Origin of the sequence: Pseudoduganella aquatica (genome assembly GCF_009857595.1) — a bacterium.
In the GTDB taxonomy this organism is placed as follows: domain Bacteria; phylum Pseudomonadota; class Gammaproteobacteria; order Burkholderiales; family Burkholderiaceae_D; genus Rugamonas; species Rugamonas aquatica_A.
In genome coordinates, this window is the sequence record NZ_WWCU01000040.1 from 23,973 (window position 1) to 37,901 (window position 13,929).

A 13,929-nucleotide genomic window follows, 5' to 3' on the forward strand; every position below is an offset into this window, starting at 1 on the left:
GGCAGCGGCCAGCCGGCGCCGGGCGGGGGCTTAGCATACTACATTTGTGAAGCAACAATAAGGCGCGCCAATAGAAAAGGGACCCGCTCGGGGTCCCTTTCCGGAGAAGCTAAGGCCTTATGCGGCTGGCTTCAGGCTGGGGCCGCCACGGCCCGTCAGCTTGAGCACCACCCATTTCAGCACGCGGTAGACCAGGCGGATGAAGGTCAGGGTCAGCAGCGCTTCCACGAAGGTCACCAGGAAGGCCACCAGCGTAGGCCAGCGCAGTGCGCGGCGGCCGTACTTGGCCACGGCGCGGTCGCGCGCGATCTCGATGCTGTCGTAGAAGGTTGGCACCACCAGCAGCGTCAGGATGGTCGAGGTGATGGTGCCGCCAATAATGGCGACCGCCAGCGGACGGTAGAACTCGCCGCCCTCGCCCAGGCCCAGCGCGACCGGGAACATGCCCGCGATCAGCGCGAAGGTGGTCATCAGGATGGGGCGCAGACGCATGCGGCCGGCGTGCATCAGCGCGTCTTCGCGGCCGTAGCCCTCTTCCTCGCGCTTGCGGGCCGCATCCAGCAGCAGGATGGCGTTCTTGGCCACCAGGCCCATCAGCATGATGATGCCGATAAAGCTCATCAGGTTCAGCGTGCCCTTGGTGAGCAGCAGCGCCAGCACCACGCCGATCAGCGACAGCGGCAGCGACAGCATCACGGCGATAGGCGCGGTGAAGGAGCCGAACTGCATCACCAGGATCAGATACATCAGGCCGATACCCGCCACCAGCGCGATGGTCATTTCCGTGAACAGCTCTTTCTGGTCCTTGCCGGCGCCGCCCAGCGACAGGCCGTAGCCTGGCGGGAAGTCGATTTCCTTGGCCAGCTTCATGGCGTCGGTGGTCACTTCGCCCACCGAGCGGCCCTGCGCATTGGCCGACACCGAAATCAGGCGCTTGCCGTCCTTGTGAGTGATGGTGGCCGGGCCCTTGCCCATGGTGACGCGGGCGATCTGGTCCAGCGGCACCATCTGGGCCGTGCCGGTGACGGCGATCGGCAGGCGTTCGATGTTCTCGGAGCCGGTGCGGTCTTCAGGATGCAGGCGCACCGCCACGTCGCGCGACTCGCCGGTCGGGTCGACCCAGTCGCCCACTTCGATGCCGGCGAACGCCACCCGCAGCGCTTGCGCCGCGTCGCCCGCCGAAATGCCCATGGAGTTGGCTAGGCCGCGGTCCAGTTCAATCTGCAGCTCGTCCTTCGGATCCTGCTCGGACAGGCCCACGTCCACCGCGCCAGGCACCTGGCGCAGCTTGTCCATATAGGCGCTGGTGATGGCCATCAGCTTGCGGGTGTCCGCGCCGGTGAATTCCACCTGGATGGGCTTGCGGTTGCCGTTGCTCAAATCGTCCAGCACCACGAACTCGGCGCCCACCAGGCCGCTCAGCTTGGTGCGCAGCTCGGCTGCCGCCTCGGCGGCGGAACGCTTGCGCTCCTTTTTCTTGCCCAGGTCCACATACACGCGGCCGCCGCTCAGGTTGATATAGGCATTGGTCTTCGGATTCTCAGGCAGGCTGCGCGCGATTTCCGCCGCTTTTTCCAATTTCAGGCGCGAGTAGTCCAGGCTGCTCGAAGACGGCGTGCGCACGTCGATCATGATGGTGCCGTAGTCCGACTGCGGCAGGAAGCTCGAGCCGCCGAACTTGGCGTGCAGCACGATGGCGCCGACAAAGGTCAGCAGCGCGATCGCGGTCATCCAGCGGCGGTGGTGCAGCGCCCAGCCGATCACTTTGCCGTAACGGTCGGCCTGGTGGTCGAACCAGTCGTTGAAGCGGGCCAGCACCTTGCTCAGGCCCTTCTTCGGCGCGGTGTGGTGGTCGGGCGGGTCGCCCCAGAAGGCCGACAGCATGGGGTCCAGCGTGAAGGAGATGAACAGCGACACCATCACCGAGCAGGTCACGGTCAGCGCGAACGGACGGAACCATTCGCCCGACACGCCCGGCATCACCGCCACCGGAATGAACACGGCCATGATGGAGAAGGTGGTGGCCGCCACGGCCAGGCCGATCTCGGCCGTGCCTTCCAGCGCGGCCTTGCGGCGGTCGGAGCCCATCTGCATGTGGCGCACGATGTTTTCCCGCACCACGATGGCGTCGTCGATCAGCACGCCGATCGCCAGCGACAGGCCGAGCAGCGTCATGAAGTTCAGCGTGAAGCCGCACAGCCAGACCGCGATAAAGGCCGCGATCACGGAGGTGGGCAGCGACAGCGCGGTGATCAGCGTCGAGCGCCAGGAGTTCAGGAAGGCGTAGACCACGAAAATGGTCAGCACGGCGCCGAACACCAGCGATTCGATCACGTTGTTCAGATTGCTTTCGGACTCTTCGCCACCGTCCTGCGTGACTTCGATTTCCGTGCCCTGCGGCAGTTCCTTGTTGACGGTCTTGACCATCTCGCGGATCGCGTTGGCCACCTTGACGGTGGACGCGTCGCGCGAGCGGGTGACCGAGATGCCCACATTGGGCTTGCCGGAACGCTGGCTGACGTTGTTGATTTCCGCGAAGCCGTCTTCAATGGTAGCGAGCTGGCCCAGGCGGATGATCTCGTCGCCGCGGCGCTTGACCACCACGGCCTGGAAGTCTTCCGGACGCTCGATGCGGCCGACCAGGCGGATGCTCTTCTCGTCCAGCGAGCCGCGCACCTTGCCCACCGGCGCATTGGTGTTCTGCATGCGCAGCGCATTGGTGACGTCGCCCACCGACACATTGTATTCACGCAGCTTCTCGGCGCGCAGCAGCACGCTCAGCTCGCGCCGCAGCGAACCGTTGACAGTCACGGTGGACACGCCGTCGATGGCGCGGAAGCGGTCCGCCAGCTGGTCTTCGGCCAGGCGCGAAATCACGGCATGGCTTTGGGTCTTGGACGACACCGACATCTGCATGATGGGCTCGGCCGACAGGTCCAGCCGCTGCACCACCGGCTCGCGCATCTCGGTCGGCAGCTTGTAGCGCACCGAGGCGATGGAGTTGCGGATCTCGTCGGTCGCTTCGATCAGGTTCTTGCTGAAGGTAAACTTCATCTGGATGCGCGCCTGGCCTTCGGACGCGGTGCTGACCGTTTCCGTCACGCCGGTGATGCTTTGCAGCGATTTTTCCAGGCGGTTGATAATCTCGCGCTCCACCGTCTCGGGCGAGGCGCCAGGGTACGGCACGGTGACGAAGATCATCGGCACTTCCACGTCCGGACGCTGGTTGACGCGCAGCTTGGACAGGGCCATCAGGCCCACGCACATCAGCGCGATAATGATCACGATGGTGGCAATGGGCCGCTTGATACTGAAATCGGATAAGAACATGGATTAGTTTCCTTTGTTGCCAGCCGCAGGCGTCGAAGCCGAGGCGACCGCTTTCGGCGCCGACAGCTCCACTTTCTGGCCATCCTTGAAGTTCGAGCCCGGCGTGCGCATCACCACGTCGCCGCTGGCCAGGCCGGATTTGACCTGCCAGTTGCCGCTGCGATCGTCGCGCACCCCCAGCGTGACCGGGGTTTTCACCAGGGTCCGGTCCTTGACGCGCCAGGTGTAGCTGTTGTCGCCGTTCAGCACCAGGGCCGAGCTTGGCATCATCAGGGTGGAGGTCGATTCAGCTTCAACGCGGCCTTCGGCGTACAGGCCGGCCACGCGCGACTGCGATTTCTCGGCGAAGTCCACCAGCACTTCCACCTGGCGGGTGACCGGATTGGCGGCCGGATCGACGCGCTTAACCTTGCCGTTGAAGCTCTGGCCCGGATAGCCGTTAATGCGGAACACCACCGTCTGGCCCACTTTCACCACGCCGATCTTGTCGGCCGAGACCAGGCCTTCGAAGCGCATCGAGGTCGGATCGATCACCTTGATCAGCTCCTTGCCGATCTGGGCCGTGTCGCCGTTCGACACCTTGCGCTCGCTGACGATGCCGTCGAACGGCGCGCGCACCTCGGTGCGGTGCAGCTGCTGGCGGGCGGTGACGGTGCGCGTCTTGGCCGCTGCCAGGTCGCTCTGGGCGTTGTTGCGGCGGATTTCAGCATCCTCCAGCGCCTGGGCCGAGGTCATGCCGGAAGCGCGCAGGGTTTTCTGGCGTTCCAGCATGCGGGTGGCCTGCTCCAGCGACTGGGTGGACGCGCGCATCGCCTCGTCGGCCGAATTCAGGCCGTCGCGGATCGAGGTGTCGTCCAGGCGCACCAGCAGATCGCCCTTTTTCACGGCTTCGCCGTTTTCCTTCATTACCTGGAGCACAATCGCGCTCACCTCGGCGCGCAGGTCCGCCTTGCGCTCAGGCTGCACCGAACCGGTGATGACCGGGCCGGACGCCAGCGCGTTGGTTTCCACCGTCACCAGGTCTTCAGGCGCCGCGATCAGCGAGGCAGGCGCCTTCTTGTCGCCAGCCTTGGCGGTGGCCGAGGCGCTGGCGTCTTTTTCAGGTTCCTTGCCAGGCTTGCCGCAGGCGACCAAGGCTGAAGCGACGGCGAGCGCCAAGATGGTTTTGCGCAACATAAAGTGTCTCCGAGTATAAAGGATGCTGAATTTACAAAACTACAAGCTGCGCAGTATCAGATAACGGCGCTGCCAGGTCAATCAGTGAAAGACGGAACGCCGGAATACGCGACTGAAATGCAAATAACGGGGGCGAACTGCAAAAAACGGCCGATATGGCCTGGTGGATCATTAACGGCTGAACAAGGCAAACATCAGGTGCCCCATGGCGATGCCGGTGGCGATGCCGCCGCCGATTTCCACCAGGGTGTGGCCCATGCGCTCGCGCAGCCAGGTGTGGGCGCCGTCGTCCTTGGCGATGCGGTTGATGGCCCTGGCCTGCCGTCCCACGTGCTGGCGCAGGCTGTTCGCATCGATCATGACGATAAAGCACAGCGTGACGGCCACGCCGAAGGCCGGATGGCCCATGCCCTCGCGCAGCGCGATCAGGGTCGCCATCGCCGTCACCACCGAGCTGTGATTGCTCGGAAAGCCGCCATTGCCGACCAGGTTGAAGGCCCAGCGCCGGTTGCGCGCGCTGCTGATCAAGAATTTGATCGGTCCGACAGCGGCCCAGGTGATGACGGGAGTAAGCAGATAAGCGAGATCCATTGAAAATTCCTTTATGGCAATCCGACCATTATCGCAGAATGGACGTGGCCGACGGAAGCAAACCAGCTAAAATCGGCACGCCAACATTGCAAAGGAACCACATGAAACACTTCAGAATATCCATCCTGGTCAGCATCGTGCTGATGGCGCTGGCCGGCTGGTGGGGGTATAGCCGGGGCGGCGCGAGCGGCATGCTGACCGCGCTATGGATTACCGCCGTGCTGGGCGTGATGGAAGTCTCGCTCTCCTTCGACAACGCGGTGGTCAACGCGGCCGTGCTCAAGGACTGGAACGCGTTCTGGCAAAAGCTCTTCCTCACGGTGGGCATCATCGTCGCCGTGTTCGGCATGCGGCTGCTGTTCCCGCTGCTGATCGTCTCCTTCGCCACCGGCCTGGGCCTGGGCGATGTGTGGACCATGGCGCTGGACACCCCGGACGACTATTCGCGCTACCTGACCGGCGTGCACGCCGAGGTGGCGGCCTTCGGCGGCGCCTTCCTGCTGCTGGTCTTCCTCAACTTCCTGTTCGACGAGGAAAAAGAGCTGCACTGGCTGGGCTGGATCGAGGAAAAGCTGGGCGCGCTGGGCACCAGCGGCCTGGCCATCCTGCTGGCCCTGCTGGGCATACTGGCCTGCGTGGGGCTGGTGCCGGAAGCGAAGAAGTTCAGCGTGCTGACCTCGGGCGTGATCGGGGTGGCCGTGTATGTGGCGGTGGACTGGATCAGCAGCCTGCTGGAAGACGAGGAACACGACCCGTCCACCGGGGTGGCGCTGGCCAAGGGCGGCATAGGCGGCTTTATGTATTTGGAAGTGCTGGATGCCTCGTTCAGCTTCGACGGCGTGATCGGCGCCTTCGCCATCACCTCGGACGTGGTCATCATCATGCTCGGGCTGGCCATCGGCGCCATGTTCGTTCGCTCCATGACGGTCTATCTGGTGCACAAGGGCACGCTGGACGAGTTCGTGTTCCTGGAACACGGCGCGCACTACGCCATCGGCATCCTGGCGCTGATCATGCTGGCCAGCGTGAAATACCATATCCCGGAATGGTTCACGGGGCTGTCCGGGGTGGCGTTTATCGTGGTGTCGCTGTGGTCGTCGGTGCGATACCGCCGCCGCATGGCCGGGGAATGATAAGATCGCAAGATTGCCACCACATCAGCAAAACACATGATTACTTCATCCCGCATCAAACTCATCCTGGTCGCGCTCGTGCTGGGCGCCGGACTGCTGTTCGCCGCCTACGTGTGGATTACGCTCAGCGTGTCCTACTCGGAAGGCGAGCGGGCCGGCTATTTGCAGAAGTTCTCCAAGCGCGGCTGGGTCTGCAAGACCTGGGAAGGCGAGCTGCTGCTGACGTCCATGCCGGGCGCCATCCCTGAAAAGTTCCAGTTCAGCGTGCGCGATCCGGAACTGGCCAAGCGGATGTCCGAAGCCACCGGCAAGCGCGTCCTGCTCAGCTACGCCCAGCACAAGGGCGTGCCGACTTCCTGCTTCGGCGAAACCGAGTACTACGCGGAAAAGCTGCAAGTTCCCGCGCAATAAAAAGGGCGGGTTACGCCGTCCCGGCTAACCCGCCCTACGATTCCCCCGCAATGTGACACAGCGTAGGGCGGGTTAGCGCGCAGCGCGTAACCCGCCGAACATCACCGGCCGCGCCACACAGCGCCGGCCGTATCCTTCAAGCGGCCGATCACGTCGCGCGCCATGGTTTCGGACTGCTCGTGCTCGGCGCGGGCGCGGGCTGCGGCCAACGTGGCGGCGAATGCGTTCTCTTCCACCAGCGCGGTCTGCACCACTTCCGCCGCCACTTTTTCCTCAATCGCATTCAGCGCGTTCTGCGCGGCGTGCTGGCGGCGGGTTTCCAGCTCCAGTGCCTTGTGCTTGGCGGCCGTCATGGCCTGCGTGGTGTCGGCCACCTTGCGCTGCATCGCTGCATGCGCCTGCGCGGCTTCGACCAGCGCTTTCTGTTCATCCGCCTTGTCCTGCACCGCCTTGGCGGCAGCCTGCACGGCCAGTTCATGCTGGCGCGCCAGCTCGGCCAGCTCCTGCTCCGCATCCGCCTGCGCGCGCAGCGCCGCAGTGGCGGCCTTCTCCGACTCCAGGCGGCTTTCGATCGCCTTGGCGGCGCGCTGCTCGGCCGCATTGGCCAGGCGCTGCTGCGTCAGCTTCTGCTCGATCAGCGCCAGCGACTGGCGCTCGGTCTCGACGAATTCCTGTTCAGCCTTCAGCAGCTCGGCAGCCTTGGCCGCTTTTTCCTGCTCCACCGCAGCGCGCTCCACGTGCACGGAGCTCAGCTCCACCGCCAGGCGGGCCTGCGCGGTGATGGCCTGCGCGGCGGCGGCCTTCTGCTCCGCTTCCACGGCGGTCTGCTCGGCCATCAGCTGCATGGCGGCGGCTTCCTTGCCGGCGGCGGCGGCCAGGCTCTCGTCGGCGGCTTGCTGCTGGCGCAGCGCTTCAGCCTGCTGCTGTTCGGCGGCCGCGCGCACCTGGGCGGCGGCGGCGGCGGTTTCTTCCGCTTCCAGGCGCTGCTTCAGCGCGGCAATGGCCTGCTGCTCGGCGGAGGCGCGGTGCTGTTCGGCGGCCAGCAGGTCGGCCGCGCGGGCGGCGTTTTCCTCGGCCAGGGCGGTGGCGGTCTGCTGCGCGTCCACATGGGCGGTCAGCGTGGCCACTTCCGCCTGCTCGGCGGCGTTCTGGGCTGCGGCCAGCTCCACGGCGGCGCGCGACAGCGAGGCGCGTTCATTGGCCAGCTGCGCGGCGCGCTGCTGCTCCAGGCTGTCGGCGCGGGCGGCTTCGGCGGCGGCCTGCTCGGCGATCTGGCGCAGGCGGGCCTGCTCCAGCGCCTGCGATTCGGCCTCCACCTTGGCCAGCGTTTCCATCTCGGCCTGCTGTTCGGCTTCGAAGCGGACCAGCGCCACGGCGCGCAGCTGGCGGTCCACTTCGATGCGCGCTTCGGTGGCGCTGATGATGCTGGCGTCCGCGTCGCGGCGGGCCTGGGCGCTGGCGGCGGCCACCGCTTCCAGGCGCTCGCGCTGAATAGCGGCGTCGCGGATTTCTTTTTCGGTCTGCAGGCGCAGGTGCAGCGACTGCGCGGCGCTGCGTTCGGATTCGGCCTTGGCCAGGGCGATGGCTTCGCGCTCCTGCTCCAGGTGGGCCAGCGCGCGGGCTTCTTCCAGCGCGCGCGCTTCGGCGGCGGCGCGGTTGAAGGCGGCTTCCAGCGCGATCTGGTCGGCGCGCTCGCGCTGCACGGTCAGTTCCAGCGCTTCGGCTTCGGCGGTGGCCAGCGCATCGGCGGTCTGGCGGGCGCCGTGGGCATGGCGCTCGCGCTCGCGGGCCAGCGTGGCCAGGCGGGCGTCGGCGGAAGCAATGCCCACCATTTCTTCGCGGGCGGCCTGCACGGCGGCCAGGCGCTCGGCGGCCTGCTTGCGGGCCTGTTCGGTTTGCACGGTCAGCTCGTCGGCGGCGCGCGCGGCCTGCTCGGCCAGTTCGGATTCGGTGGCGATCTGTTCGGAGGCGCGCTTGCGGCTTTCCTCTTCGGCGCGGGCGCGCTGTTCAGCGGCCAGGCGGATCTGGGTGTCGGCCTCGGCACGGGCGCGCAGTTCGGCGGTTTCCATCTTGACCGCTTCCAGGCGCGCCACGCTGGCTTGGGCGGCGGCGCGCAGGCTTTCCAGGCGTTCGCGGTTGGCGGCAATGGCTTCCTCGGCCACTTGCGCGCTTTGCTGGGCGGCGGCGGCGGCGGCGGCGTCGATGGCGGCGCGGTCGTCGGCCAGGGCGCGGGCACGGGCTTCGGCGTGGGCGCGGCTCTCGGCGGCGCAATTGGCCTTCGCTTCGGCCTCCACCCTGGCAATGGCTTCCTTGATGGCGTTCATGTCCATGGCGCCGCGCGGTGCAGGCTCAGCGGACTCTTGCAGGAGCGGAACGGGAACATCGAGGGCCGGAATGACTGGTTCGAAGGACTGTGCCGGTTGTGCTTGCATGAGATTTCTCGCTTAATCTTGCGCCCCGGCACCCGCCGGGACTTCTGAATAAGCATTATCAAACAGGCTGCCCGCCGGCCGAACCCCAAGCAGAGCGGGAAAAACCCGTTATTTCATCACATGGCGGGGCGGCCTGGCACGGTCGAACGGCGGCGCAGCCATTCGTCCAGGCCGATACTGCCCAGGCGCGCCTCGCCCAGCGGCACCAGCGAGAGCTCCTCCACGCGGCCGCCGAAGTAGCGCGCCTCCGGGTCGCCGACAACCTGGCGCGGGTCTTGCACTGCTTTCAGGTAGCGGGCGATGAACTGGCTGAGCGGCGCGCGTTCCGGGCCGGCGATGTCAACCGTGCCGTTGCGCGGCGCGCACTGCGCCAGGTCGGCCACTATGGCGGCCACGTCGTCCGCCGCGATCGGCTGGAACTGGCCGGGCGCCAGCTTGACGGCCGCCCCGTCAGCACCCGCGTCGGCGATGCCGCCCAGGAATTCCATAAACTGCGTGGCGCGCACCACGGTGTAGGGTATGCCGGAGGCCATGATGACCCGCTCCTGCGCCGCCTTGGCCAGGAAATAGCCGTTGTCCGGCATGCGGTCGGTGCCGGCGATGGACAACGCCACGTGGTGCTGCACGCCGGCCTCCGCTTCGGCCGCCAGCAGCTGGCGGCTGGTGACCTGGAAGAAGTCCAGCACCGCGGCCGGCTCCCACGACGGCGCGTTGGCCACGTCGATCACCACCTGTGCGCCGGCCATGGCCTCGCGCAGTCCTTCGCCGGTGTAGCTGTTGATGCCGTTGGACGGCGAAGCGGCAATGGCCTCGTGGCCTGCCTGGCGCAGGATGGCGACGGTTTTCGAGCCAATCAGGCCGGTGCCACCGATAACGACGATTTTCATAGTGTGCCTTTCAATGAGGTTGGATGCTGTCCAGGGTGCTCCCTTGCTTATTAGACGAGGCAAGGAAACGGTTTGTGACAGGCACACAGAATTTTTTTGAAAACGGTGGGCTGGCCGCGACCTGTGGGGGCACGGCCAGTGCAAGCCCGGCGCCGCCCTTGCTAGACCGGCAACGGCGCCTCGTCCATCAGCGCGATCTGCTCGCGCAGCTCCAGGATGCGGTCCTGCCAGTAGCGCTGGGTGTTAAACCAGGGGAAGGCGACCGGGAAGGCCGGGTCGTCCCAGCGGCGCGCGATCCAGGCCGAATAGTGGATCAGGCGCAGCGTGCGCAACGCTTCCACCAGGTGCATTTCGCGGCTGTCGAAATCGCAGAAATCCTCGTAGCCGGCCAGGATGTCGCCCATCTGGCGCACCTGCTCGTGGCGCTCGCCGGACAGCATCATCCACAGATCCTGGATGGCAGGCCCCATGCGGCTGTCGTCGAAGTCCACAAAATGCGGGCCGGCGTCGGTCCACAGCACGTTGCCGCCATGGCAATCGCCGTGCAGGCGCAGCGTGGCCACGTCCCCTGCCCTGTCGTAGCAGCGCCGCACGCCGTCCAGCGCCTGCTCGGACACACTGCTCCACGCTGCCAGCAGCTCGGGCGGGATGAAGTTATTGGCCAGCAGATAGTCGCGCGGCTCCGCGCCGAAGGTGGCTGGATCGATCGCCGGGCGCTCCTTGTAGGCCGCCAGCTTGCCCGCCTCGTGGATGCGGGCGATAAAGCGCCCGGTCCACTCCAGCACCGCCGGGTCGCCCAGTTCCGGCGCGCGGCCGCCGTGGCGCGGGAACACCGAGAAGCGGTAGCCTTGATATTCATGCAAGGTCCTGCCGTTGACTGCCAGCGCCGGCACCACCGGGATCTCGCGCTCGGCCAGTTCGGCCACAAACGCGTGCTCTTCCAGGATGGCGGCGTCGCTCCAGCGGCCAGGGCGATAGAACTTGGCCACCAGCGGCTGGCTGTCCTCTATGCCCACCTGGTAGACCCGGTTTTCATAGCTGTTCAGCGCCAGCAGGCGGCCGTCGCCATACAGGCCGATGCTGTCGAGCGCGTCGAGCACGCAGTCTGGGCCGAGGGCGGCGTAGGGATGGACGGTGTCTGGATTATCGGTAGTCATGGCCGCCATTGTAAGCGCCGCAGCATTCTTCCGCCCGCAACATTGCGCCGCAGCGTATACTGGCGGCTTCAAACAAGAAGGATTAAGCATATGCAACTCGACCAGCCTCTGAGCGAAAAAGAATTCGACGAACTGGACAACTTCCTGCTGTCGGACCGCAGCCCGGAAGACTCCATGACCATGGATCACCTGCACGGCTACCTGACGGCCATCGCCATCGGTCCCGAGCCCATCATGCCCAACGAGTGGCTGTCGCGCGTCTGGGGCCCGGACGGCAAGGACGCGCCCAAGTTCAAGAACGCCAAGGAAGAAGAGCGCATCGTCAACCTCATCATGCGCTTCATGAACGAAGTGCTGGTGACGTTCGAAGTGGCGCCGAAAGAATTCGAACCGCTGTTCGTCGAGCACGAAGTCGAAGGCCAGACCCTGATCGACGCCGAAGCCTGGTGCTGGGGCTTCTGGGAAGGCATGGAACTGCGTCCGGGCTCGTGGGATGCGATCTGGGATTCGGAAGTGGGCGACCTGATGCGTCCGATCTACCTGCTGGGCGCGGACGAGATCGAAGAAGACGAGCTGCCGCTGGTGGAAGATCCGGTCAAGGCGCACAAGCTGGGCCAGGAGCTGGAAGCCAACCTGCCGGCCATCCACAAGTTCTGGGTGCCGCGCCGCAAAGCGCCGGTGGCCACGCTGGTGCGCGACGAACCCAAGGTCGGCCGCAACGACGACTGCCCTTGCGGCAGCGGCAAGAAGTACAAGAAGTGCCACGGCGCGGAAAACGGCGCCGAGTAATTCCCCGCGCGCCACTGCGGCGCGCTGACATTTTTTGCCACTCCGTCCACTGGACTGACAATTTTTGTCGCCCGGCATGATGGAGGCGGCCAAAAATTGTCACATCGACGTGACATTTTGCATGGCACGCGACTTGCTGATTGGAAATAAACATCCAACAACAAGGAGAATTCCATGCAGCGATTACTATGCCGGGGCTGGGCGGCGGCCTGCCTGATCAGCCTGGCTGCCAGCAGCTGGGCCGCCACCGTCACGCTGGAAAACACGGCCAAGGGCGAAGTCGCCCTGGGCAGCACAGTCTGGTTCGTGGGCAAAGTCGATGGCGTCGGCAAGTTCATGAACTTCACCGTGAACGGCATCGCCGGCGGCAATGCCACATTCGGCACGCTCAATTCCCAGAACGGCGAATACAAGGCGCCCGCCGCCATGCCGGCCAACCGCGTCATCACCATCACCGGCACCACCGCCACGGCGGACAAGCTGAGCGCCACCACCACGCTGACGCTCAAAACCGGCGCCACGGCGCCCAAGCCGACACCCACGCCCACCCCAACGCCCACCCCCACGCCGGTTCCGCCCCTGGGCGCCCAGCCCGCCATCGACCCAGCCACCGTGGCCGCCGCGCGCCTGCTCGAGCAAGCCACCTTCGGCCCCACTGCGGCGGACATCGCCAAAGTCAAATCCCTGGGCCAGGCCGCCTGGCTGGCCCAGCAGTTCGGCCTGCCGGCCAGCGCCATCCCGGCGACCGAAGACATGAACGTGCTGCGCGCCACCTGGTTCAACAATATGGCCGGCGGCCAGGACCAGCTGCGCCAGCGCATGATCTTCGCGCTGTCCGAGCTGTTCGTGGTTTCCGCCGACAAAAACCCCTACGCCAACGAAATGCAGCCCTGGCTGGCCACCCTGTCGGCCAACGCCTTCGGCAACTTCAACACCCTGCTGCGCGAAATGACGCTCAACCCGTCCATGGGCAAATACCTGGACCTGGCCAACAGCAAGACGCCCGCGCCGAACGAAAACTACGCGCGCGAAGTGATGCAGCTGTTCACCATCGGTCCGGTCATGCTGAACCAGGACGGCAGCGTGCAGACCGACCGCTACGGCGACCCCATCCCCAGCTACAACCAGGAGCGCATCGCCGACATCTCGCGCGCCCTGAGCGGCTGGACCTACACCGGCGCCAGCACCACCGGCGCCAACTGGGAAAAGTTCAGCGGCCCGCTGGAGCCGCGCGACCGCCTGCACGACAAGGGCAGCAAGACGCTGCTGCAAGGCACCGTACTGCCGGCCGGCCGCAGCACCGTGCAGGACTTCGACGCCGTGATGGAGAACCTGTTCACCCACCCCAACCTGCCGCCCTTCATTGCCACGCGGCTGATCCGCGCCTTCACCACCAGCAACCCCAGCCCCGCCTACATCGAACGCGTAGCCAATGTGTTCGCCGGCGGCCCTGCCGGACGCGGCGACCTGAAAGCCACGCTGACCGCCGTGCTGACCGACGCCGAAGCGCGCCAGGATACCCCCGGCGCCAGCCAGGGCAAGCTGAAAGACCCCGTGCTGCATTCACTGAGCCTGTTCCGCGCGCTGGACGCCACCGTGGTCAACCCCAACAACGCCTTCTGGGAATACTCGCAGCTGGGCCAGAAGCTGCTGAACGCGCCCAGCGTGTTCAACTTCTACTCGCCGATGACCGGCCTGCCCGGCACGCCGGGCCAGTTCGGCCCCGAGTTCCAGGTCTACGCCCCGGCGCTGGCCGTGGCGCGCGCCAACTTCCTGTACCGCTTCCTGTCCGGCGAATACAAGGGCATGGTCGCCATCGACATCGCCCCCTACGTCGGCGTGGCGGGCGACGTGACCGCGCTGATGAACCTGGTGGACGCCAAGCTGCTGCAAGGGCGCATGTCGCCGGCCGCGCGCAGCGCCATCGCCGGCTCCGTCAGCGCCACCACCGACAAGACCCAGCGCGCCCTGACCGCGCTCTACCTGACCGCCATCACTGCCGAATTCGCAGTGCAGCAATAAG

10 protein-coding genes are annotated in these 13,929 nt (G+C 65.9%); 4 read left to right on the forward strand and 6 right to left on the reverse strand.

Features of this window, described 5'->3' with window-relative positions; all coding sequences use genetic code 11:
- Positions 1–117: 117 nt before the first annotated feature.
- The 3 genes from GTP77_RS24880 to GTP77_RS24890 all read right to left on the reverse strand — a co-directional run bounded on the left by GTP77_RS24880 (position 118) and on the right by GTP77_RS24890 (position 5,097).
- The gene (locus GTP77_RS24880) at positions 118–3,330 is read right to left on the reverse strand and encodes an efflux RND transporter permease subunit (protein ID WP_161074847.1); all 3,213 of its coding nucleotides are present in this window, start codon (positions 3,328–3,330) and stop codon (positions 118–120) included.
- Positions 3,331–3,333: 3 nt separating this feature from the next.
- Complete coding sequence (locus GTP77_RS24885) at positions 3,334–4,506, reverse strand: efflux RND transporter periplasmic adaptor subunit (protein ID WP_161074848.1); 1,173 nt, start codon at positions 4,504–4,506, stop codon at positions 3,334–3,336.
- 171 nt (positions 4,507–4,677) lie between these two features.
- Positions 4,678–5,097 carry a divergent PAP2 family protein gene (locus GTP77_RS24890; protein WP_161074849.1) on the reverse strand — a complete coding sequence of 140 codons (420 nt, stop codon included), beginning with the start codon at positions 5,095–5,097 and terminating at the stop codon, positions 4,678–4,680.
- Positions 5,098–5,198: 101 nt separating this feature from the next.
- On the opposite strand from GTP77_RS24890, the gene GTP77_RS24895 reads away from it, so the two are divergent.
- Positions 5,199–6,230, forward strand: coding sequence for a DUF475 domain-containing protein (locus GTP77_RS24895; protein ID WP_161074850.1), 1,032 nt, complete (start codon positions 5,199–5,201; stop codon positions 6,228–6,230).
- A 36-nt stretch (positions 6,231–6,266) separates the two neighbouring features.
- The gene (locus GTP77_RS24900; protein ID WP_161074851.1) at positions 6,267–6,641 is read left to right on the forward strand and encodes a DUF8785 domain-containing protein; all 375 of its coding nucleotides are present in this window, start codon (positions 6,267–6,269) and stop codon (positions 6,639–6,641) included.
- A gap of 101 nt (positions 6,642–6,742) precedes the next feature.
- On the opposite strand, the gene GTP77_RS24905 is transcribed toward GTP77_RS24900, so the two are convergent.
- The 3 genes from GTP77_RS24905 to GTP77_RS24915 all read right to left on the reverse strand — a co-directional run bounded on the left by GTP77_RS24905 (position 6,743) and on the right by GTP77_RS24915 (position 11,126).
- Positions 6,743–9,073, reverse strand: coding sequence for a hypothetical protein (locus GTP77_RS24905; RefSeq protein ID WP_228896835.1), 2,331 nt, complete (start codon positions 9,071–9,073; stop codon positions 6,743–6,745).
- A 116-nt stretch (positions 9,074–9,189) separates the two neighbouring features.
- Complete coding sequence (locus GTP77_RS24910; protein ID WP_161074852.1) at positions 9,190–9,960, reverse strand: SDR family oxidoreductase; 771 nt, start codon at positions 9,958–9,960, stop codon at positions 9,190–9,192.
- Positions 9,961–10,121: 161 nt separating this feature from the next.
- Positions 10,122–11,126 carry a serine/threonine protein kinase gene (locus GTP77_RS24915; protein WP_371869396.1) on the reverse strand — a complete coding sequence of 335 codons (1,005 nt, stop codon included), beginning with the start codon at positions 11,124–11,126 and terminating at the stop codon, positions 10,122–10,124.
- An 81-nt stretch (positions 11,127–11,207) separates the two neighbouring features.
- On the opposite strand from GTP77_RS24915, the gene GTP77_RS24920 reads away from it, so the two are divergent.
- Together GTP77_RS24920 and GTP77_RS24925 are read left to right on the forward strand one after the other, a co-directional pair.
- Entirely contained in the window at positions 11,208–11,906 is a 699-nt protein-coding gene (locus GTP77_RS24920) for a UPF0149 family protein (protein ID WP_161074854.1), read from the forward strand.
- Between the two features lie 174 nt (positions 11,907–12,080).
- Complete coding sequence (locus tag GTP77_RS24925; protein WP_161074855.1) at positions 12,081–13,928, forward strand: DUF1800 domain-containing protein; 1,848 nt, start codon at positions 12,081–12,083, stop codon at positions 13,926–13,928.
- Position 13,929 lies beyond the last annotated feature (1 nt).

Bases quoted from the DNA above. Each gene is read 5' to 3' on its own strand.
- GTP77_RS24910 (WP_161074852.1), bottom strand. From the start codon at position 9,960: ATGAAAATCGTCGTTATCGGTGGCACCGGCCTGATTGGCTCGAAAACC.
- GTP77_RS24925 (WP_161074855.1), top strand. From the start codon at position 12,081: ATGCAGCGATTACTATGCCGGGGCTGGGCGGCGGCCTGCCTGATCAGC.
- GTP77_RS24880 (WP_161074847.1), bottom strand. From the start codon at position 3,330: ATGTTCTTATCCGATTTCAGTATCAAGCGGCCCATTGCCACCATCGTG.
- GTP77_RS24920 (WP_161074854.1), top strand. From the start codon at position 11,208: ATGCAACTCGACCAGCCTCTGAGCGAAAAAGAATTCGACGAACTGGAC.
- GTP77_RS24885 (WP_161074848.1), bottom strand. From the start codon at position 4,506: ATGTTGCGCAAAACCATCTTGGCGCTCGCCGTCGCTTCAGCCTTGGTC.
- GTP77_RS24895 (WP_161074850.1), top strand. From the start codon at position 5,199: ATGAAACACTTCAGAATATCCATCCTGGTCAGCATCGTGCTGATGGCG.
- GTP77_RS24915 (WP_371869396.1), bottom strand. From the start codon at position 11,126: ATGGCGGCCATGACTACCGATAATCCAGACACCGTCCATCCCTACGCC.
- GTP77_RS24905 (WP_228896835.1), bottom strand. From the start codon at position 9,073: ATGCAAGCACAACCGGCACAGTCCTTCGAACCAGTCATTCCGGCCCTC.
- GTP77_RS24890 (WP_161074849.1), bottom strand. From the start codon at position 5,097: ATGGATCTCGCTTATCTGCTTACTCCCGTCATCACCTGGGCCGCTGTC.
- GTP77_RS24900 (WP_161074851.1), top strand. From the start codon at position 6,267: ATGATTACTTCATCCCGCATCAAACTCATCCTGGTCGCGCTCGTGCTG.